The organism is Streptomyces caniferus (genome assembly GCF_009811555.1).
Taxonomy (GTDB): domain Bacteria; phylum Actinomycetota; class Actinomycetes; order Streptomycetales; family Streptomycetaceae; genus Streptomyces; species Streptomyces caniferus.
The window spans coordinates 3,606,699-3,625,832 of the sequence record NZ_BLIN01000005.1 but is presented as its reverse complement, the minus strand read 5'-3'; the positions used below and the strand labels follow the sequence as shown (position 1 = coordinate 3,625,832).

General features: G+C 69.7%; 17 protein-coding genes and 2 pseudogenes. 9 read left to right on the top strand and 10 right to left on the bottom strand.

Annotation, left to right across the window (positions count from 1 at the left end):
* Nucleotides 1–66 precede the first annotated feature (66 nt).
* From rsmI to Scani_RS32270, 6 genes are all read left to right on the top strand, one after another.
* Nucleotides 67–948 (top strand): 16S rRNA (cytidine(1402)-2'-O)-methyltransferase, encoded by an 882-nt coding sequence (gene rsmI, locus Scani_RS32295; RefSeq protein WP_159481287.1) that lies wholly within the window; start codon nucleotides 67–69, stop codon nucleotides 946–948.
* A gap of 234 nt (nucleotides 949–1,182) precedes the next feature.
* Entirely contained in the window at nucleotides 1,183–1,635 is a 453-nt protein-coding gene (locus Scani_RS32290; protein WP_159481286.1) for a hypothetical protein, read from the top strand.
* 33 nt (nucleotides 1,636–1,668) lie between these two features.
* Nucleotides 1,669–2,544, top strand: coding sequence for a TatD family hydrolase (locus tag Scani_RS32285; protein ID WP_159481285.1), 876 nt, complete (start codon nucleotides 1,669–1,671; stop codon nucleotides 2,542–2,544).
* Between the two features lie 256 nt (nucleotides 2,545–2,800).
* Nucleotides 2,801–3,955 carry a resuscitation-promoting factor gene (locus Scani_RS41865; RefSeq protein ID WP_159481284.1) on the top strand — a complete coding sequence of 385 codons (1,155 nt, stop codon included), beginning with the start codon at nucleotides 2,801–2,803 and terminating at the stop codon, nucleotides 3,953–3,955.
* A gap of 22 nt (nucleotides 3,956–3,977) precedes the next feature.
* Nucleotides 3,978–4,928 (top strand): 16S rRNA (adenine(1518)-N(6)/adenine(1519)-N(6))-dimethyltransferase RsmA, encoded by a 951-nt coding sequence (gene rsmA, locus Scani_RS32275; protein ID WP_159481283.1) that lies wholly within the window; start codon nucleotides 3,978–3,980, stop codon nucleotides 4,926–4,928.
* A complete protein-coding gene (locus tag Scani_RS32270; protein ID WP_159481282.1) occupies nucleotides 4,925–5,830 on the top strand; it encodes a 4-(cytidine 5'-diphospho)-2-C-methyl-D-erythritol kinase in 906 nt (301 codons plus the stop codon). Before rsmA ends, Scani_RS32270 begins: the two co-directional genes overlap by 4 nt.
* A gap of 227 nt (nucleotides 5,831–6,057) precedes the next feature.
* Here the strand turns inward: Scani_RS32270 and Scani_RS32265 are convergent, their stop codons facing one another.
* The 3 genes and pseudogenes from Scani_RS32265 to Scani_RS41325 form a co-directional block, all read right to left on the bottom strand.
* Nucleotides 6,058–6,879 (bottom strand): aminoglycoside phosphotransferase, encoded by an 822-nt coding sequence (locus Scani_RS32265; protein WP_159481281.1) that lies wholly within the window; start codon nucleotides 6,877–6,879, stop codon nucleotides 6,058–6,060.
* Between the two features lie 104 nt (nucleotides 6,880–6,983).
* Complete coding sequence (locus Scani_RS40125) at nucleotides 6,984–7,121, bottom strand: hypothetical protein (protein WP_167538170.1); 138 nt, start codon at nucleotides 7,119–7,121, stop codon at nucleotides 6,984–6,986.
* Nucleotides 7,118–7,252: pseudogene (locus Scani_RS41325) on the bottom strand (radical SAM protein); the annotation flags it as partial. The pseudogene Scani_RS41325 and the gene Scani_RS40125, both read right to left, overlap by 4 nt.
* 21 nt (nucleotides 7,253–7,273) lie before the next feature.
* On the opposite strand from Scani_RS41325, the pseudogene Scani_RS41320 reads away from it, so the two are divergent.
* Together Scani_RS41320 and Scani_RS32250 are read left to right on the top strand one after the other, a co-directional pair.
* Nucleotides 7,274–7,765 (top strand): annotated as a pseudogene (locus Scani_RS41320) (transcriptional regulator); the annotation flags it as partial.
* 15 nt (nucleotides 7,766–7,780) lie between these two features.
* Nucleotides 7,781–8,146: a hypothetical protein gene (locus Scani_RS32250; protein WP_159481280.1), complete on the top strand. Its 366-nt coding sequence runs from the start codon at nucleotides 7,781–7,783 to the stop codon at nucleotides 8,144–8,146.
* Nucleotides 8,147–8,353: 207 nt separating this feature from the next.
* On the opposite strand, the gene Scani_RS32245 is transcribed toward Scani_RS32250, so the two are convergent.
* Both Scani_RS32245 and Scani_RS32240 read right to left on the bottom strand, forming a co-directional pair.
* Entirely contained in the window at nucleotides 8,354–9,115 is a 762-nt protein-coding gene (locus Scani_RS32245; protein WP_159481279.1) for an alpha/beta hydrolase, read from the bottom strand.
* A gap of 30 nt (nucleotides 9,116–9,145) precedes the next feature.
* Nucleotides 9,146–9,511, bottom strand: coding sequence for a hypothetical protein (locus Scani_RS32240; RefSeq protein WP_246296268.1), 366 nt, complete (start codon nucleotides 9,509–9,511; stop codon nucleotides 9,146–9,148).
* Between the two features lie 121 nt (nucleotides 9,512–9,632).
* Here Scani_RS32240 and Scani_RS32235 point away from each other — a divergent pair, with 121 nt between their 5' ends.
* The gene (locus tag Scani_RS32235; protein WP_159481277.1) at nucleotides 9,633–11,435 is read left to right on the top strand and encodes an ABC-F family ATP-binding cassette domain-containing protein; all 1,803 of its coding nucleotides are present in this window, start codon (nucleotides 9,633–9,635) and stop codon (nucleotides 11,433–11,435) included.
* A 160-nt stretch (nucleotides 11,436–11,595) separates the two neighbouring features.
* Here the strand turns inward: Scani_RS32235 and Scani_RS32230 are convergent, their stop codons facing one another.
* The 5 genes from Scani_RS32230 to Scani_RS32210 all read right to left on the bottom strand — a co-directional run bounded on the left by Scani_RS32230 (nucleotide 11,596) and on the right by Scani_RS32210 (nucleotide 19,079).
* The gene (locus tag Scani_RS32230; RefSeq protein ID WP_159481276.1) at nucleotides 11,596–12,234 is read right to left on the bottom strand and encodes a hypothetical protein; all 639 of its coding nucleotides are present in this window, start codon (nucleotides 12,232–12,234) and stop codon (nucleotides 11,596–11,598) included.
* Nucleotides 12,235–12,824: 590 nt separating this feature from the next.
* Nucleotides 12,825–13,259, bottom strand: coding sequence for a hypothetical protein (locus tag Scani_RS32225; RefSeq protein ID WP_159481275.1), 435 nt, complete (start codon nucleotides 13,257–13,259; stop codon nucleotides 12,825–12,827).
* A gap of 14 nt (nucleotides 13,260–13,273) precedes the next feature.
* Nucleotides 13,274–18,037 carry a putative T7SS-secreted protein gene (locus Scani_RS32220; protein WP_159481274.1) on the bottom strand — a complete coding sequence of 1,588 codons (4,764 nt, stop codon included), beginning with the start codon at nucleotides 18,035–18,037 and terminating at the stop codon, nucleotides 13,274–13,276.
* Nucleotides 18,034–18,657: a hypothetical protein gene (locus Scani_RS32215; RefSeq protein WP_159481273.1), complete on the bottom strand. Its 624-nt coding sequence runs from the start codon at nucleotides 18,655–18,657 to the stop codon at nucleotides 18,034–18,036. The genes Scani_RS32220 and Scani_RS32215 overlap by 4 nt, the downstream gene beginning before the upstream one ends.
* On the bottom strand, nucleotides 18,648–19,079 hold the full coding sequence (locus tag Scani_RS32210; RefSeq protein ID WP_159481272.1) for an SseB family protein: 432 nt from the start codon (nucleotides 19,077–19,079) through the stop codon (nucleotides 18,648–18,650). Before Scani_RS32210 ends, Scani_RS32215 begins: the two co-directional genes overlap by 10 nt.
* Between the last annotated feature and the right edge of the window lie 55 nt (nucleotides 19,080–19,134).

Below are 19,134 nucleotides of genomic sequence, written 5' to 3'. Positions count from 1 at the left end.
GGCGGTGAGCGCCACTGTGCGATACCGACGGATCGGGGCGCGGTGGCCTCCTGGGAGGATGGGGAGGTGACTGGAACGCTGGTACTTGCAGGGACGCCCATCGGGGAGATCGCGGACGCGCCACCGCGGCTCGCCGCCGAGCTGGCCGCCGCCGATGTGATCGCCGCCGAGGACACCCGGCGGCTGCGCCGGCTGACCCAGGCGCTTCAGGTCCAGCCCACCGGGCGGGTCGTGTCGTACTTCGAGGGCAACGAGGCGGCCAGGACGCCCGAGCTGGCCGATGCGCTGGCCGGCGGGGCCCGGGTGCTGCTGGTCACGGACGCGGGAATGCCCTCGGTCTCCGACCCCGGCTACCGGCTGGTCGCCGCGGCGGTCGAGCGGGACATCAAGGTCACCGCCGTACCGGGCCCCAGCGCGGTGCTCACCGCGCTCGCCGTCTCCGGTCTGCCGGTGGACCGCTTCTGCTTCGAGGGGTTCCTGCCCCGCAAGGGCGGCGAGCGGCGCACCCGGCTGCGCGAGGTCGCCGACGAGCGGCGTACCCTCGTCTACTTCGAGGCGCCGCACCGCCTCGACGACACCCTCGCCGCGATGGCCGAGATCTTCGGTGCCGACCGGCGCGCCGCGGTGTGCCGGGAGCTGACCAAGACGTACGAGGAGGTCAAGCGGGGGCCGCTGGGCGACCTCGTGCCCTGGGCGGCCGAGGGGGTGCGCGGCGAGATCACCATCGTCGTCGAGGGTGCCCCGGAGAGCGGGCCGCAGGATCTGGACGCCGGCGAGCTGGTGCGCCGGGTGCAGGTCCGCGAGGAGGCCGGGGAGCGCCGCAAGGAGGCCATCGCCGCGGTCGCCGCGGACGCCGGGCTGCCGAAGCGGGAGGTCTTCGACGCGGTGGTCGCGGCGAAGAACGCGGCGAAGGACTCCTCGAAGAGCGCGGCGAAGGACCCGTCGTAGAACGCCGTCGGGAATTGATGCGCGCCGCCGGGCGAAAAGCGACTCATCAGAAGGTAAACGGCGGACCGGAAAGGTAAAGCGCAGGTCGGCGCGTTGAGGTGATTGTCCTACCGTCGGCCAAATCTGGGCCAATAGCGTCGGCGATGGGCTGCATTGTGCGCGCCGAAGGCGTCCACTGGACGAGGGACGAACGGTTCCCGAAGACCTTGTCCAGCGGACAAGAGGAGCGCGCACATGAGCGAGATCGCAAAGACCACTGGAGTCACCACCAGCGGAGACCACCCCGTCCCCCGGCCCGACGCCGCCGCGCACGAGGCCTACGCCTTCGCCTGCATGAGGTGCGGCCACGGCTGGGAGCAGGCGTACGAGATAGTCCACCAGGTCGACGGCAAGGGCGAGACGCATGTCGTCTACTACGCGGACGGCGAGCGGGTCCCGTCCCCGTTGACCTGCCCCACCTGCCTGAACTGCGGCAGCAACGTCGTACGCATCATGCGCTCCGGCCAGGTCTCGATGGTCTCCGACGCGATCGCGAGCATGCATCAGCGCCAGCACGGCAGCGAGCGGAAGAAGGAGGCGGCCCCCGGGGCCGGCCCGGACCGCGCCGGCAGCACCGCCGAGGACCCCGGACGCCACCACTGGCACCTCTCCGACCTGCTGCACCCCTTCCAGCACCACCGCAAGTGAGGTCCGCGCCACGGCCCTCGTAGGATCGCGGCCATGGCACCGCAGGACAAGAACCCCCCGCCGCCGCTGCCCGAACCCCTTCGGGTGGCGGTCGCGGATTCCCACACCCATCTGGACATGCAGGAGGGCACCGTCGAGGAGGCGCTCGCCAAGGCCGCCTCCGTCGGAGTGACCACCGTCGTACAGGTGGGCTGCGACCTGGCCGGGTCGCGCTGGGCAGCCGAGACCGCGGCCGCGTACGACGCCGTGCACGCCACGGTCGCCCTGCACCCCAACGAAGCGCCCCGCATCGTGCTGGGCGACCCCGACGGATGGTCGCGGCAGGGCGCCAGGGAGCCCGGCGGTGACGCCGCGCTGGACGCCGCCCTCGCCGAGATCGACCGGCTCGCCGCCCTGCCGCAGGTCCGCGGCGTCGGCGAGACCGGCCTGGACTACTTCCGCACCGGCCCCGAGGGCATGGCCGCCCAGGAGCGCTCCTTCCGCGCCCATATCGAGATCGCCAAGCGGCACGGCAAGGCCCTGGTCATCCACGACCGCGAGGCGCACGACGACGTGCTGCGGATCCTGCGCGAGGAGGGCGCCCCCGAACGGGTCGTCTTCCACTGCTACTCCGGTGACGCCGCGATGGCCGAGGTCTGCGCCGCGGCCGGCTACTTCCTGTCCTTCGCCGGCAACGTCACCTTCAAGAACGCCCAGCCGCTGCGCGACGCCCTCGCCGTCGCCCCGGCCGAGCTGGTTCTCGTCGAGACCGACGCCCCGTTCCTGACCCCCGCCCCGTACCGCGGACGGGCCAACGCCCCGTACCTCGTTCCGGTCACGCTGCGGGCGATGGCCGAGGTCAAGGCGATGACCGAGGACGAGCTGGCCACCGCTGTCGCGGCCAACACGGCGCGTGCCTTCGGCTACTGAGGCACGTGCCTCCGGGCCGGGTACGGACCGTCACCGCGGTCCGCCCGGCCTCCACGGCTTTCCCCCGGGCCACCACCGCGTCCCACCCACGCCGTCACCGCTTTCCGCCCCGGCCGCCGACGGCCCTCCGGCGCCGCCCCGGGCCTCCACCGTCCCCCGATATGACTACTTTCCGTATCGGTCCGACTTTGGAGAGTCACCGCGACTCCGCTACATTCCGGCCGTCAACCGCATCCCGTGGCACGTGGAGCGCGCCGTGAGTCATTCGCTGAGCAGCCACCGGGCCGCGCGCGGCCGTCGCAGACGCCGCGCCGAAGGCCCCGAAGCGCTGCGCCGGCTGCTGCCCCGGGCCCTGGTCGTCGCCTTCCTCGCCGGTGGCACCACCGCCTTCATCGCGCACGACAAGGCGGTCCGCATCACCGTCGACGGCATCCCGCGCACCCTGCACACCTTCGCCGGTGACGTCGACGAACTGCTGGCCGACGAGCATCTCGCCATCGGCGCGCACGACCTCGTCGCGCCCGCCCCCGGCACCGGACTCAGCAGCGGTGACGAGGTCGTCGTCCGGCACGGCCGCCCGGTCGTCCTGACCATCGACGGGCAGCGCCGCCAGGTGTGGACCACCGAGGACACCGTCGCCGGCGCGCTCCACCAGCTCGGCGTCCGGGCCGAGGGCGCCGTCCTGTCGGCCTCCCGCTCCCGCCGGATCGAGCAGCACGGCATGGAACTGGCGGTCCGCACCGAACGCTCGGTGGTCATCGTCGCCGACGGCCGGGAGCACCGGGTGCGCACCAACGCCGCCACCGTCCGCGAGGCGCTGGCCGAGGCCGGTCTCGCGCTGCGCGACCAGGACACCACCTCGGTGCCGCCGGACAGCTTCCCGCACGAGGGCCAGACCATCTCCGTGATGCGGATCACCGGCTCCAAGGAGGTCCACGAGGAGCCCGTCCCCTTCCGTACGATCCGGCGGGCCGACCCCGGGCTGGCCCGCGGCACCGTGGCGGTCGTCCAGCAGGGCAGGCCCGGCGTGCGGCGGGTCACCTACCGGGTGCGCACCGTCAACGGCGTCCGGCAGAAACCCAAGCGGCTGCACACCGAGGTCGTGCACGCCCCGCGCCCGCAGATCGTGCACCTCGGCACCAAGGAGCTGCCCGCCTCCGTCCGCGGCGCCGACCACCTCGCCTGGCATGCGCTGGCGCAGTGCGAGGCCCGCGGGCGTCCGCACGCGGTCGACGCGTCGGGCACCTACGGCGGGCTCTACCAGTTCGACGTCGCCACCTGGCGGGCCCTCGGCGGCCGCGGCCGGCCGCAGGACGCACCCGCCCGGGAACAGACCTACCGGGCCAAGAAGCTCTACATCAGCCGGGGGGCGAGCCCGTGGCCGGTCTGCGGCCGTAAGCTTCACGGGTGAACGAGCGCACCGAGGCTGTGGCATGACCAAGAGCACCACCGACGAATCCGGCCCCCTGCTGGGCGCCGCCGACATCCGCGAGCTGGCCGCCGCGCTGGGCGTCCGTCCCACCAAGCAGCGCGGCCAGAACTTCGTCATCGACGCCAACACCGTCCGCCGGATCGTGCGGACCGCCGAGGTCCGGCCCGACGATGTCGTCGTCGAGATCGGTCCGGGCCTCGGCTCGCTGACCCTGGGGCTGCTGGAGGCCGCCGACCGGGTCGTCGCCGTCGAGATCGACGAGGTGCTGGCGGCCGCGCTGCCGTCCACCGTCGCCGCCCGCATGCCGGACCGGGCCGACCGCTTCGCGCTGGTGCACAGCGACGCCATGCACGTCACCGAGCTGCCCGGCCCGGCGCCCACCGCGCTGGTCGCCAACCTCCCCTACAACGTCGCCGTGCCGGTGCTGCTGCACATGCTCGCGACCTTCCCCACCATCGACCGCACCCTGGTCATGGTGCAGTCCGAGGTCGCCGACCGGCTGGCCGCCCGCCCCGGCAACAAGGTCTACGGCGTGCCGTCGGTGAAGGCCAACTGGTACGCCGAGGTCAAGCGGGCCGGCGCCATCGGCCGCAACGTCTTCTGGCCCGCGCCCAACGTCGACTCCGGTCTGGTCTCCCTGGTCCGCCGCGACAAGCCCATCGAGACGACGGCGAGCCGCGACGAGGTCTTCGCGGTCGTCGACGCGGCCTTCGCCCAGCGCCGCAAGACGCTGCGGGCCGCGCTGTCCGGCTGGGCCGGGTCGGCCGCCGCCGCGGAGGCCGCGCTGGTCGCCGCGGGTGTCTCGCCGCAGGCCCGCGGCGAGGCACTGACCGTCGAGGAGTTCGCGCGGATCGCCGAGCACAAGGGACCGGGCGGGGCGCCGGGCATCCGGCAGTCCCGGGGAGAGCGCGCCTCGGGGGGAGAGCCGACATCAGGGGGAGAGCAGGCATGACGACCACCACCTCGATCACCGTCCGGGTACCGGCGAAGGTCAACGTCCAGCTGGCCGTCGGCGCCGCCCGCCCGGACGGCTTCCACGACCTGGCGAACGTCTTCCTCGCCGTCGGCCTCTACGACGAGGTCGCCGCGACCCCCGCCGAGTCCCTGCGGATCACCGCCGAGGGCCACGACGTCGACCAGATCCCCCTGGACCGGACGAACCTGGCCGCCCGCGCCGCCGAACTCCTCGCCGCCCGCCACGGCATCGAGCCGCACGTCCACCTCCACATCACCAAGGACATCCCCGTCGCCGGCGGCATGGCGGGCGGCAGCGCGGACGCGGCCGGCGCCCTGCTGGCCTGCGACGCGCTCTGGTCGACCGGCGCCTCGCGCGAGGAACTCCTCGACATCTGCGCCGAGTTGGGCAGCGATGTGCCGTTCAGCCTGGTGGGTGGCGCGGCCCTGGGCCGCGGCCGCGGCGAACTCCTGACCCCCCTCCCCGTCGGCGGCACCTTCCACTGGGTCTTCGCGGTCGCCGACGGCGGGCTGTCCACCCCGGCCGTCTACGGCGAGTTCGACCGGCTGACGGCCGGGACGGACGTGCCGGAGCCGGAGGCGGCCCCTGAACTGCTGGCCGCCCTGGAGTCCGGCGACGCCACCGCGCTCGCCGCGGCCCTGACCAACGACCTCCAGCCCGCGGCGCTCTCCCTGCGACCGTCGTTGAGTGCAACGCTGGCGGCGGGCACGGCGGCCGGGGCGCTGGCCGCGCTGGTCTCCGGCTCGGGGCCGACCACCGCCTTCCTGGTCAAGGACGCACAGGCGGCAGAGGAGGTCGCGACCGCGCTGCTGGCGTCGGGGACCTGCCGTCAGCTACGGGTGGCGGATTCGCCGGCGGTGGGGGCTGCGGTTCTTTAGGGCGGGGACCGTTCCGGAAACTGTCGTGGCAGCGAGGCCACCGGGAGTAGGACCCGTACCCACCGCCCACCACGTCAGTTCAGCGAACAGCATGGTCGGAAGGGGCGCCACTGACCGGTGGCGCCCCTTCGCCGTGGCGCGTGTGGCGCTCTGAACCGTCTATGCCGCTTCGCCGGCCAAAGCCGCTGGGCACTGCTCGTTCGGGCCGCCCGCGCGTCAGATCGGGTTCAGGCGGCTTCGCGGTGGTCGTGCCAGGTGGCCGCGGCAGCCGCCAGGCGCAGGGTCCATGCGTCGGGGTCGGCGGTGCTGATCTCGTCCCAGACGTTGCGGTTGGCGGCGGCGAATGCGGTGATGCCCTCGGCCGGTGCGGTGTGCCAGGCGGGCGTCTCTGCGGCCCGGCGTTCCGCCGAGGCGGGGGTGTGGCCGGAGGCGATGAGCCAGATGACCCAGTAGCCGGCGTCGAGCCAGGCGGCTCCCCGGGTGGCCCAGGCCCAGTCGACGAGGCGGGCCCGAACTCCTTGTGGGGCACGGTCGTCGACCAGCACGTTGGTGTTGTTCAGGTCGGTGTGCAGGAGGCGGTCTCCGGCGAAGAAGCGGAGGTCGTCGGGGTGGGCTGCGTAGCGCTCCAGGCGTTGTTCGGCGTGCCGCAGCTCGATGTCCGGGCGGGGGGTTCCGGCGAGACGGCACAGGAGTGCGGCGACTTCCTGTAGGTCGGGGGAGCCGGGCGTGAAATCGGCGTGATGGCCTTCCAGGGCGTCGAAGCCGAGGAGGTCCCATCCGGCGGTCTCGACGCGCCAGCGGAGCGCGGGAGCGACCCCGGTGAGAAAGGGGGCGATGGCTGCCTCCCGGCGCTGGGCCCAGGCTCGAGGGTGGTCGGTGCGCAGGCCCTTGATGTGCCAGGTCCCGGTAGCGGAGGTGACGCGGGAGGCGATCTCGCTGTTGAAGCCCTCGGTGGCCTCCGCGACCGTGAGCAGGGGGCCGGTGTGCTGCTCGACGGCGGCACGGGCAGCAGTGGGCAGCCGGTCGAGGCCGATGCGGGTGGTCGCCATGGGACGTCACTCTTCCATGGTGGAGCGGCTCAACGGTGCAGTGGTGCGGGGGCTTCGGACGGGAGAACGCCACGAAGCCCCCGCGGTTCTGTACGGCTGGACGCCTACCGGTACGGGTTGTCCTCGTTGCAGCCCGGGACGGCGCCCTCGGTCAGGGTTTCCAGGTCCTCCAGGAGGACGACTCCCTCGGGCTCTTCCGGGACCTGGGGCCGGGGTGTGATCTCCACCAGTGCAGTGGTCATTGCGCTTCCTCGCTTCCGTGCTGGCAGTAGGTGTTCAGTGGTGCCTTCGCCTCCTGGTAGGCCTTGGCGAGCGGTCGGCAGACCCGGCAGGTGCCGGAGAGCCGACAGCCGCCGCAGCCACCGGTGCCTAGTCACCGGATGTTCGTCCTCCCTCGGTTCAAGCGGAGGCGCACGCCGGCCTGGGCGACCTGGACGCGTGTGAGCGCGCGTTGGGGCGCGCCGAGGAGGTCCGGGAACTCACCTCGGACGGCGCCAACGGCGGATGGCTCAGGTTCGACGGATCCCGGCTCGCAGAGGAGCGTGGTGCTCGGTATGCCCGACTCGGGCGCTTGGATCTGGCGGAGGCAACGCTGCAGGAGGCCCTGCAGTACCAGGAGGCCCTGCAGTACCAGGCCCTGGCGTCTGGACAGTCGTTGCGACGGAGGGGCGCGGTGCTGACGGACCTGGCGGCCATCGGCGTGCAGCGGCGCGATTCCGAGCAGGCACTCTCCTACGGGAGGGAAGCCGTCGAACTGGCTCGCGCCTCATCCTCCGGGTACATCGCCCGTAGACTCCGAGACCTGTGCGACGAGTTCGGCCCCCTGAGCCGTGACCACCGCGTGGCTGAGCTGGGGGCGGAGATCGCCACGCTGAGCACGCCGTGATGAGAAGGGGATGGCATGTCGCAGACCGAGGGTGCACGACTGTTCCGGGAAACCTGGATCGCGGGAGTGCACCAGCATTTCCCCGGGGAGCCGAAGGCCGGCTACGTCACGCCGTGGGACGACACCCCGCAGTGGGAGCGCGAGGCAGCCGGGGCGGTCTACGAGCAGGTGCGCCAGTTCATCGAAGTCAGCGAAGGGCGCACGTCCAGGCTGTCCCGGGAACAGAAAGGCCGCTTCGTCGCGACCTGTTGGACCGCCCAGATGTTCAAGCACTTCGACGACCCGAAGCCGGGCTACGTTGCGGACTGGCCCGACCTTCCGGCCTGGCAACAGGAGACCGACGCCGACATCTTCGAGGCCATTGAGAAGGCGGCGACCTGACCGCAGAGGAATGGTCCTTGGCGGTCAGCCTACGGAAGCCTTCGGAGCGCGTTGCCCACGCTTCGGGGTTCCCCCCTGCCCTTCGCCTGTAGCGCCGGTGCCGCCACGCGCTTGTTTGCCGGCGGCACCGGCACGGCGTACACATCCGCTGCGAGCGAGCTCCGCTCCTGCTGAGCAGTGAGTACCGTGAACTCGTGCTGCCGTGCGTTACGCCACACTCCCGGCACCGGCGGCCTCGGCCAGGACACCGGCCACCATCCGCCCCGCCCGCACGGCGTGCTCGTCGGTCGTCGGTACGCAGCGGTTCGCCGCGGGGTCGTACGCCGTCATGATCACGCCCGCGTGGTCTGTCTCCGGTTCATGGAGGGCCACCGGCCGGCCCGCGGCGCGCAGCGCGGCGGCGAGATCGCGCGACCACTGGGAGTCCAGGACAGCATCGTGCGTGCCGTGCACCAGTTGGACCGGTACCCCCGGCTCCTTGCCCGCGGCGAGATCGTCGAGCGGCGCGGTGCCGGTCGTGCGCGCCGGCAGGTCGTAGCGTCCCGCCAGGCCCACCACCGCCGAGGGCCGCCGGCCGTCCGCGATCTCGGGCCGCAGCGCGACCCCGAGCGCGGCCCCGGCCCCCGCCGACCACCCGGCCAGCACCAACGACTCCCCGTCGCCGCCCAGCCCGCCCGCTTCCTCGCGGGCGAAGGCCAGGGACTCCAGCAGATGCGACCGGCCGCCGTCCGGGGCGTCCGAGCGCCAGTCCGGTACGAGCACCAGCACCCCGAGGGCCGCCGTCGCCCGTGCCAGCGGCTCCAGGATGTCGCGCTCATCGGGCCCGATGCCGTGCCAGAGCAGCACGGTGGGCATCGCGCCCGTCGCCCCGGCCGGACGATGGACATCCAGCCGCTTCCCGCTCGGGCCGTAGACCAGCCCGCGTTCCGTCTCCACTGCCGTGCCCGCCATGCCCATCTCCGGTGCCATGACGGCACGTTACAACGGGGGTGCGGTGCCTCAGGCGCCCGCGACGGCGTACGACACCACCCAGGAGAGGACCAGCAGACAGGGCGCCGCCAGAAGGCAGCCCCGGCCGACAGGCCCGCCCCTGCTCATGCCCACCACCGCCAGGAGGGCGGCCGCGAAGGCGGCGGCGACCGGAAGGGTGCCGACGAGCTGCTGGCCGACCGCGGTGCAGATGGTGCGGGCATCGCCCTCGAAGCAGTTGTCGCTCGCCATCACCAGCAGCGGCGCGAACAGGCCGGTCACCCCGGCGAACGCCAGCACGAGCAGGCCCGCGGCGAAGCGGGCCGCGGCGGAGCCCGTCACCGAGGGTGCCGCGCCGTGCACGGAAGGGGCGGCCGGAGCCTGGTCGTTGATCATGCGGCTCACGCTAGATCGGCTTCCCGCCCCGGCCATCCGTACGGATACTCATCTCCCGGCGGCCCTCGTCCCCACGCCGACTAGGCTGGGAAGGTCGATCGATCTGAAGTGCAGGAGCGGAATGGCCACGAACCTCGTCAATCTGGAAGCCGTCGGCAAGGTCTACGGAACCCGTGCCCTGCTCGACGGTGTCTCGCTCGGCGTCAACGAGGGGGACCGGATCGGCGTCGTCGGGCGCAATGGGGACGGCAAGACCACCCTGATCCGGATCCTCGCCAAGCTGGAGGACGCGGACAACGGCCGGGTGACCCACAACGGTGGCCTGCGCCTCGGAGTCCTCACCCAGCACGACTCCCTCGACCCGGCCGCCACCATCCGCCACGAGGTCATCGGCGACCTCGCCGACCACGAGTGGGCGGGCAACGCCAAGATCCGCGACGTGCTGACCGGCCTCTTCGGCGATCTGCACCTGCCGGGCTTCACCCAGGGCCTGGACACCGTCATCGGCCCGCTGTCCGGCGGCGAGCGCCGCCGTATCGCGCTGGCCAAGCTGCTGATCGCCGAACAGGACCTGATCGTCCTCGACGAGCCCACCAACCACCTCGACGTCGAGGGCATCTCCTGGCTGGCCGGGCACCTCCGCGCCCGCCGCTCCGCGCTGGTGGTCGTCACCCACGACCGGTGGTTCCTCGACCAGGTCTGTACGCGGATGTGGGACGTCCAGCGCGGCGACGTCCACGAGTACGAGGGCGGCTACAGCGACTACGTCTTCGCCCGGGCCGAGCGGGAGCGGATCGCCGCCACCGAAGAGGTCAAGCGGCAGAACCTGATGCGCAAGGAGCTGGCGTGGCTGCGGCGCGGCGCCCCGGCCCGTACGAGCAAGCCCCGCTTCCGCATCGAGGCCGCCAACGAGCTGATCGCGGACGTCCCGCCGCCCCGCGACAACGCCGAGCTGATGAAGTTCGCCAGCTCCCGCCTCGGCAAGACCGTCTTCGAGCTGGAGGACGTCAGCGTCCAGGCCGGGCCGAAGGTCCTCCTCAAGCACCTGACCTGGCAGCTGGGCCCGGGCGACCGGATCGGCCTGGTAGGCGTCAACGGCGCCGGCAAGACCTCGCTGCTGCGGGCGCTGGCCGAGGCGGCCCGGACGCAGGGCGACGCGCAGCCGGCCGGCGGCAAGATCGTCGTCGGCAAGACCGTCAAGCTGGCCTACCTCTCCCAGGAGGTCGGCGAACTCCCCCCGACGCTGCGGGTGCTGGAGGCCGTCCAGCAGGTGCGCGAGCGGGTCGACCTGGGCAAGGGCCGCGAGATGACCGCCGGCCAGCTCTGCGAGAAGTTCGGCTTCACCAAGGAGAAGCAGTGGACCCCGGTCGGCGACTTGTCCGGCGGTGAACGCCGCCGCCTCCAGATCCTGCGCCTCCTGATGGACGAGCCCAACGTCCTCTTCCTCGACGAGCCCACCAACGACCTCGACATCGAGACGCTGACCCAGCTGGAGGACGTCCTCGACAGCTGGCCCGGCTCCCTCATCGTCATCAGCCACGACCGCTACTTCATCGAGCGCACCACCGACCGCGTCCACGCCCTCCTAGGCGACGCGACACTCCGGATGCTGCCCCGCGGCCTGGACGAGTACCTGGAACGCCGCCAGAAGGTCATCGACGCCGCCACCCCGGCCCCCGCCCAGCAGACCGCGGCGGCCCCCAAGAAGGCAGCCGCAGTCAACCGCGCCGCCCAGAAGGAACTCCAGAAGATCGAGCGCCAGTTGGACAAAATCGGCGACAAGGAGACCAAGCTCCACGCCCAGATCGCCGAAAACGCGACGGACTTCGAGAAGGTCGCGGGCCTCGATGCCCAACTCCGCGAATTGAGCGCGGAGAAGGACGAGCTGGAGATGCGGTGGCTGGAGTTGGCGGAGGAGGCGTAGCCCCGCCACCCAGGAGCCGGTCGGCACACGGCTCCTGGGCGACGCCGGTCAGCACGGGCGCACGGGCCTCGCGCTCACGTGGTGACCGGCGGAGCTTCAGGGGGCGTCCCGCGCGCCGGGACGACGGGGGAAAGGGCAAGGACAGGGCGGCGGTGGGACCTCATCCCAACGGCTTCCTGACCTCCTCGCGGATCCGGTCCGCCCTATCGGCGAATTCCTGGAGGTCGACGGACTGCGGATCCTTCGACAGCTCCGAGGCATCCGTTTCGGCGACATTCCCGCTCGTACTGGAATCGGCCCAGACGCAGAACGGCAGCGTGACCTTCTGCCCCATCTCCGTCCGCACATCCACACCGCAGGTCAGCGAATCCCCGCCCCCACTGGGCGTGAACTTCTTGTCCGCCACCGCGACTTCCGTCTTACCGTCGCCCGTCATGCCTCGGATGGTGTGGTCGACGGTCGTCTCGGGATCATCAATGACGCCGTAGAGCCCCAGCGTCACCAGCGACTTGGTCCCGGACGAGTACTGCCCGCCCGCTGCCTCGATGCCGTGCTCATTGGCCCCGTCATGCGGCACCGCACTGCCGGCCTGCTGGGATATGTCCTTGACGAGCTTGTACTCCCCGCCTGCCAGCGTCTGCGGCACCGTGATCCGGTACTTCGGCCCGTCGTCGGACCCGCCCGATGAACTCCCACCGCCACGGAACACCCCCGCCCCCGCCAGCGTCCCGATCACCAGCACACCGGCCGCGACGCCGATGATGCCCCACGCCTTCCCGGCATTCCGCTTCGGCGGCATGGGCGGAGGCATCCCGGGCCCGCCGTACCCGAAATGGTGCTGCTGTGGCATTCCGTAAGGTGTTTGTGGGGGCGCCCCGTAGGGGGCCGGCTGTCCGTACGTCCCTGCGCCTGGGGGTATCTGCTCTCCTGGCCCTGGCTGCGGGTATTGCGGATATGCGCCTGGCTGACCGGGCCGTGTCATACCGTATCCAGGCCTGCCTGCGAAGCCAGTTTGTGGTTGCTGCGGTGCACTCATCGAAATTCGTCGCTCACTTTTCGCGTCTCTGAGGATCAGGTCCTGTGGCCTTGGCGGAACAGCCCCCACGAGGGCCTCAGGTCCGGCTGGCCCAGCGTGTGGTTCGACTGGGAGTACTGCTCGGTCTTAGCCGCTGTTTCGGGCGTCTTCCGGGCGGGTCAGCAGGCCGCCACCCGCGTCTGCCATCGCTCAGCACCGAGATCCCCAAAAGACGTACTGCTCGGAACCAAGGAAGCGACTATGCTGCAGTGCCTCAGCGTTCCAGGCGCAAGATCACCATAGGGGCGGCAGTCGCTGGACCTGATTGTCTAGGTGGCCAACTTCTCCAGCAGTCCTCGGAATCTTGGCTATTCTCACTCTTCAATCCGGAAGGTGAGTCCGGAGATGTCATATTCACCAAAGTCCTGAGCGTGTAGGGTGATCTTTCCGTCGATCTTGTCGACGCCGCAGAAGTACCTGGGGCCGGGAGCGCGGAAATATAGCAGATCGATATCCATGAGAGCCTCTTCCGAGCGGCAGAGAATGGCGCTCTCGGAGCCGTTATACATGATCATGGTGAATTCGTGCACCCCCATGGGGGTGTTTCTGCATTCGTGCAGGAAGTCATCTCCGGGTACTTCTGGGACCTGGAGAGAAATATGAGGAATATTACTCCATTGGACCCTGCTGGGGTCCCATGGCAGCGAGTCCAGGAAGCTCTCCAAAGTCTTTGAGTATTCCGTGCTGAGGATTTCGTGCTCGTGCTGGGCGAGCCATTCTTTGATGTGTTGATGTTCTGTGTAAGTCATCGATCCACCTCTGGTTACCTTAGTGGGAAGTGCCTTAGTGTATCTCGGTAGGCTTGGAGGTCTCCTCCCCTGATTACGTTCGCGCCGTAACTCCATGAATCGCTTCTCTTAAGACCCTCTTTTACCCACCAGTTTACGTGAAATGCCTTCTTGGTGTCCCGAGAATCGTAATCAATGCGCCAGCCGCGTGATCCGTCGGGGCTCTGCATTCCAGTTACATTGCCGCGCTCGGGGCCGATTTCCTGCACGAATGGAATTGCGTCATCGCCCAACCCTGCGCGCTCTCGGGCGTGTGCCCTTGCCTCGTGGAAGGTGTCAAAGTGATGGAATTCTTCCTTCGATTTGCTCCCTGTGGCATCTCCTTCGCCTGCTCCGTTTCGGCCCTTCTTGCACGAGAAAAGACCAAAGGGGTCGCACTGAGTATTGGCATTTCCGACATAGGTTGTGGGATTGGGGGCAGGGGTGAGTCCGAGTGGGTCACCTGATAGATATCGAGCCGCCTCAGGAGCGTAGTGGCGGTGGTGATTATCGTGGAGTTGAGTTTCTGGATCGAAATACTGTCCCGGAAACCTTAGTGGTGTATACGCCGTGGAGTTGTTCCTCCAGGTGGTGGTTCCCCAGAGAGTCGCCATAGCCTTCCAAGCCACCTCGCCAGTCCTCGAGACGAGGTCAGTGGGCCTGCCAACTAGGTCTGTGACGATTGCGAAAAATCGCTGATCAACAATATGCTGTGAAACGCCGTCAAGCTGCGTGGTCTTGCGTTCACATTGAGTAAGAGGAATTAGGCCTTGATAATCCCAAGTGAGGGTGACGTCATCGGCAGCGTCGCGCGATCGGGCGGTCTGTTCGGTGAGCGTTGTTCCGTCCCAGGCGAAGAATGTTTGGTCTACCACTGTCGATGCGTCGGTCGCGAGGCGTTGTTTCGCTATGCGTCGGCCGAACGGATCGTAGAGGTAACGCCAGTTGGTGCCGTCAGGGGTGATGGCGGTGGTGAGACGGTCTTCGGTGCTCCAGGAGAAGCGCCAGGTATCCGGCTTGCGGGAGTCACGGGTTTTTTGGCGGAGGGTGACTCGGCCGAGGGCGTCGTGTTCGTAGCGGATGCGGCCGGCGCGGGTGATGTTGGTACCGGTGTAGCTGCGGTCGCCTCGAGCTGACGAGTTGGCGTGGCGGTCTGGCCAGGTGGCCTGCGTTTGATTCCCGGCCTCGTCATAGGCGTAGGTCTCGGTCCAGTCGGTGGCGTGGACGGCGGTGACGCGGCCGGCGCGGTCGAGGTCGAAGGTGCGGCGGCCGGTGTGGGAATCGTCGACCGCGGTGAGGTTGCCGTCTGGGCGGTAGGTGTAGGCGCGGTGGAGGACGTTTTGGACCTCCGCGGCGGCGGTGCCTGGGGACTGGAGCGTGCCCGTGGCTGCTGTGGTGAGGGACTGGGCAGTGAGGCGGCCGGTGGGGTCCCAGGTGTGGGCGAGCTGGAGACGGTCGCCGATGGTGCGGGTGAGTTCCTGGCCTGCGGCGTCGTGGTCGAAGGTGAGGACGTGGCCGGCGATGTCCATGGCCGTGCGGTTGCCGGCGGCGTCGTAGGTGTAGGTGGTGGTGTGGCCGGTGGGGGTGGTGCGGGAGGTGCGGCGGCCCAGGGCGTCGTAGGTGAACGTCATGGTGCGGCCGTTGACGGACTCGGCGGTGACGCGGCCGAGGATGTCGCGGGTGTAGATGACCGTCGCGTCGGGGTTGGCCGCTTGGTGGAGGTTGCCGGCGGCGTCGTGGGCGTAGGTGGTGACCAGGCCCGCGGCGTTCTTCTCGGTGATGCGGCCGAGGGTGTCGTGGCTGTAGCTGGTGACCTCGCCGAGGGCGTTGGTGCGGGTCAGCAGTTGGCCCGCCGGGTCGTGGGCGTAGGCCAGCACGCGGTCGTCGAAGTCCGTCTCGGATATCAGGTGGCCGGCGGCGTCGTAGGCGTAGTTCCAGGTCAGGCCCTGGGGGTTGGTGACCTGGGTGAGGCGGAGTTCGGTGTCGTGGGTGAACTCGTGGCGGACGCCGTCGGGGTCGGTGCGGGCCGTGAGCAGGTCGAAGTGGCTGTACTCGAAGCGGGTGGTCTGGCCGACGGCGTCGGTGTGGGTGAGGCGGTTGCCTTCGCCGTCATACGTCCACTGTTCTGTGGCACCGGAGGCATCGATGCGCGCGGCGAGCTTCCCCTCCACCGTCCACACCATGTGTGTCGTCTCGCCCAGCGGGTCGGTGACGGAAGTGGTGCGGCCGAAGGCGTCGCGGCGGTAGTGGGTGACCGCACCGAGCGGGTCGGTGGTCGAGAGGGGGAGGCCCGCTTTGTCGCAGTAGAGGCGGGTGGTGTTGCCGAGGGCGTCGGTGAGGGAGGCGAGATTGCCGCGGCCGTCGTGGGTGTAGGTGGTGGTCGCGCCCAGCGGGTCCGTCGATGACGTGCGGTTGCCGGCGGCGTCGTAGGTGTGGGTCCAGGTGGTGCCGTCCGGACCGGTGACGGTCAGGGGCAGACCGAGAGCGTTGTACGTGGTGCTGGACGTGGACCCGTCGGGAAGGGTGACGGTGACCGGGCGGCCGGCGTCGTCGTAGTCGATGGTGGTGGTGCGGCCCAGGGGGTCCGTGGTGGATAGGACGCGGTGGGCGGCGTCCCGGACGGTGCGGGTGGTGGCGCCCGTCGGATCGGTGGTGGCGACGATCTGGTGGCGGTCGTTGACCTGATAGGCGGTGACCTCGCCCAGGGAATTGCGGTGGAGGTTGGTGCGCAGGCCGGTCACCGGGTCCGGCTCACCCCAGGTGAACTCGCCGCGCAGGTGGCCCGCGAGGCCGCCCTGTGAGGTGCAACGGTCCTGGTCGTCGTAGACGTAGTGGTAGCTGCTGTTGTTGGTGTCGGTCCAGGTCGTGATGCGGCCGATGTCGTCGTAGGTGAAGCGGAGCGGCAGGCTGGAGGAGTTGGTGACGGTGGTCAGGTTGCCGTGCTCGTCGTAGCCGTAGGTGACGAGGAGTTGGTCGCTTCCGTCCAGGGCGGCACCGGCGAGGTGGAGGGTGGTGATGCGTCCCTCGTCGGTGGTGAGGAGGAGGCGGTAGCCGGCGCTGTGGGTGATCGCGGTCGGTGTGCCGTCTTCGGTGTAGTCGAAGGTGTGATGATTGCCGTGCCGGTCGGATATCTCGTCCAGGACGGCGAGGCCGTCGGTGTAGCTGGTGAAGTAGCGGCGGAGACCGCTGACGGAGTCCGTCAGGACGTAGTCGCCGTCGGGGGTGAGCTCCAGTGGGGCACCGTCACCCTCGATCGGGCGGGTGGGGACGCCGACGGCGGGGTGGGGGTAAAGGTGGAAGTCGCCCTCTTCACCGATGAGGATGACGCCTTCGGCGTCGATCTCGAGGCGCTGGTCGACCGTGGACATCCAAGTCGGGCCGAACCAGCGGCCGGTGCGGTAGGACGACTCGAAGGTGCGGGTGAAGGAGAGCGGAAGGCTGCCGGGGAGGGCGGCGTCCGTCTGCGGGAGGACCATGCGCCCAGTGGCGGTGTCGATAGGGTCACCGCACTTGTTCTTGGACCACAGGCCGCGCAGCCGGTCCATGACGGTGCGCTTCCCGCCATCCTTGACGGCGGCTCGGGCCGCGCCCTTGGCGGCGTCCTTGGCGGCCGCCTTCGCCGCCCCCTTGGCCAGCCCGCCCGCCCCCTTGCCTCCGACGAGGTTCAGCAGGAAGGCGCCGTACGCGTCAGCCGGGTCGCTGCCCCAGCCCGATCCGAGCATGCCCTTGGCGGTGGTGATCGGGTGGAGGGGAGCCTGGGCCAGGCCCAGGAGCGTGGTGCCGGCGTTGCCCAGGAACTTCCAGGGGTGGGTGATGTTGTAGGGGTCCGTCGGATTGACCATGCGGGCGAGCTTCAACGTCTCGGCGCCGGCCTTCAGCGCGCCGCCGGCCAGGTGCATGTGCTCCAGGACGAACGCCTTGCTGCCGTCCTTCAGGGCAGCCCCGGCCAGGTCGGTGAACGCAGGCTTGTCCGGTGCATGGGCCAAAGCTGTCTTGATGGCGCTGCGGGCCTTTTCGGCGGCCTCGTTGCGTTGGCTTCGGGCCTCCTTGAGCATCCCCTGCGCGGCCTCGCGGCCTTCGTCGCCCGGATCGACGTACTCATCGGGCTTCTGCGGCGCCGGCCCCGGGTCCGCACCACTCTTTGCGATGTCGTTCCATGCCTCGACGTCCCCGAGGTAGAACTTCAACTTCGTCCCATAGGCCTCGTTGGCCTTCCGCGTCGCCTCCTCTGCCTTCTGGTACTTCTCGATCGCGTCGGCGGCTTTGCCCTGCGCCCAGGAGACCGTCTCCGCGTACGACTTCAGCGCCTTCGAGGCGTCGCCGCAGGCATCGGCCGCATGCATCCACTGCTTGGGATGCATGTCGAACTTCTCCCGGAAGGCGTCGGCGGCCTTGCCGCCCCAGCCTTTGTGCGAGCCCAGCTTGCGCATGCCGTCGGCCACCCGGTCGAAGGCCGCCGAGAAGTCCTTCAGATGCGACGCGCTCTCGTTGATCTTCTCGACGTCGCCGTGGATGAGTTCCTTGGGGTCCTGGGTCTCCCCGAGCTGACGCTCGTCGACGTGGGCGCCCAGCGCGCCGGCGAGCTTGTCTCCGCCCGAGCGGACGGTATCGGCCGCGCCGTCCGCCCCGACCGTGTCCAGGGCGTCCCCGACCTTGTCAGCCCCGAACTCCACGGCCTCACCAGCACCGCGTTCCACAGCGTCGGTGAACTGGCTCGCGCCCTCGCCGACCTTGTTGGCGACATCCCCCAGCCAGTTCATTTGTTATTGCCCCCGTGGTCTTCGGACTTCTTGGCTTCGTGGAACTTCGTAGTGACCTCGGCAGGGTCGTCGAACGGGTGCGTCATCCGGTCGGGGACGGAGTGGAAGTCCTGGCCGGTCTTCTGGGCCGCGCCCATCATCTTGTCCCGTGCCTCCTGCGACTCCGCGGAGTTCGGATCGAAGTCCGGGTGCAGACTCTGCTCGAAGGGATTGTCTTCGGCGATCTGGCTCCAGGACCGCTTGTGCAACTGCTCGGCCGTCAGGCTCGGATCCCCCATCACCGCGTTCGTCGTCTGCTTCAGTGCGTCCGAGAGGTACTGCTCCTGCTCGTAGTAGATACCGGCGGTCAGGTTCAGTTTCTTCGAGAATTCGTTGGCGTCCTGCATCAGGCTGCGCACGCCCCAGCCCCAGCGGTCGCAGAACGAATCCAGAACCGACGCCAAGCCGTCGTCACCGCATTCCACGCTGTCCAGGGACAACCTGTCGAATCCACGGCCGAGTTGCGCTTCGATGTCGAAGCCCAACTCCTTCAGCTCGGCCGTCGCCGCCCTGATGCCCTTGGTGAGATCCGCGAAAGCCTCCGGATCGAGCTCATATCCGCCGCCACTTATCAGGCCCATTCCTGCGCCTTCCCCCTGAGCGATGCGGTTCCGGACATGTCGCCTGCCGGTACGTCGACGGCGGCACTGTCGGGCACGATTCCGGACACCGGAGGGAAGAGCGCCCCTTGCTCGCTCCCCGCGTCCAGCGCCACCCCCGTCGGACCCTCGATCGCGGGAATCAGCACGTCAAGGACCCGAGCGCCGGACACCGACACGTACTGCCACTCCGTCCCGGGCTCGCTCCCCCGGGACAGAGCGAAGCGGCTCAGCGCGTCCTCGTCGGTGAAGGCGTACAGCCAGCGGATGCCGTCCAGCTCGGCCGACAGGAACGTGTCGTCGACCGTCGGGAGCAGGACGTGGGTGCGGCGGAACTCTCCCACCAGCGCGCCCGGATCGGGCTGTCCGGCATGGACTGCCGCTATCTCGTCGGTCAATGGCATGCGGAACGGATCCCCCTCTTCGCCCGGACTTTGGAACTGCAGAACTGATGAACTG

Bases quoted from the DNA above. Each gene is read 5' to 3' on its own strand.
- Scani_RS32225 (WP_159481275.1), bottom strand. From the start codon at position 13,259: ATGACTTACACAGAACATCAACACATCAAAGAATGGCTCGCCCAGCAC.
- Scani_RS32270 (WP_159481282.1), top strand. From the start codon at position 4,925: ATGACGACCACCACCTCGATCACCGTCCGGGTACCGGCGAAGGTCAAC.
- Scani_RS32290 (WP_159481286.1), top strand. From the start codon at position 1,183: ATGAGCGAGATCGCAAAGACCACTGGAGTCACCACCAGCGGAGACCAC.
- Scani_RS32230 (WP_159481276.1), bottom strand. From the start codon at position 12,234: ATGCCGCCGAAGCGGAATGCCGGGAAGGCGTGGGGCATCATCGGCGTC.
- Scani_RS40125 (WP_167538170.1), bottom strand. From the start codon at position 7,121: ATGACCACTGCACTGGTGGAGATCACACCCCGGCCCCAGGTCCCGGAA.
- Scani_RS32240 (WP_246296268.1), bottom strand. From the start codon at position 9,511: ATGATCAACGACCAGGCTCCGGCCGCCCCTTCCGTGCACGGCGCGGCA.
- Scani_RS32235 (WP_159481277.1), top strand. From the start codon at position 9,633: ATGGCCACGAACCTCGTCAATCTGGAAGCCGTCGGCAAGGTCTACGGA.
- Scani_RS32245 (WP_159481279.1), bottom strand. From the start codon at position 9,115: ATGGCACCGGAGATGGGCATGGCGGGCACGGCAGTGGAGACGGAACGC.
- Scani_RS32210 (WP_159481272.1), bottom strand. From the start codon at position 19,079: ATGCCATTGACCGACGAGATAGCGGCAGTCCATGCCGGACAGCCCGAT.
- Scani_RS32285 (WP_159481285.1), top strand. From the start codon at position 1,669: ATGGCACCGCAGGACAAGAACCCCCCGCCGCCGCTGCCCGAACCCCTT.
- rsmA (WP_159481283.1), top strand. From the start codon at position 3,978: ATGACCAAGAGCACCACCGACGAATCCGGCCCCCTGCTGGGCGCCGCC.
- Scani_RS32265 (WP_159481281.1), bottom strand. From the start codon at position 6,879: ATGGCGACCACCCGCATCGGCCTCGACCGGCTGCCCACTGCTGCCCGT.
- Scani_RS32250 (WP_159481280.1), top strand. From the start codon at position 7,781: ATGTCGCAGACCGAGGGTGCACGACTGTTCCGGGAAACCTGGATCGCG.
- Scani_RS32220 (WP_159481274.1), bottom strand. From the start codon at position 18,037: ATGAACTGGCTGGGGGATGTCGCCAACAAGGTCGGCGAGGGCGCGAGC.
- Scani_RS32215 (WP_159481273.1), bottom strand. From the start codon at position 18,657: ATGGGCCTGATAAGTGGCGGCGGATATGAGCTCGATCCGGAGGCTTTC.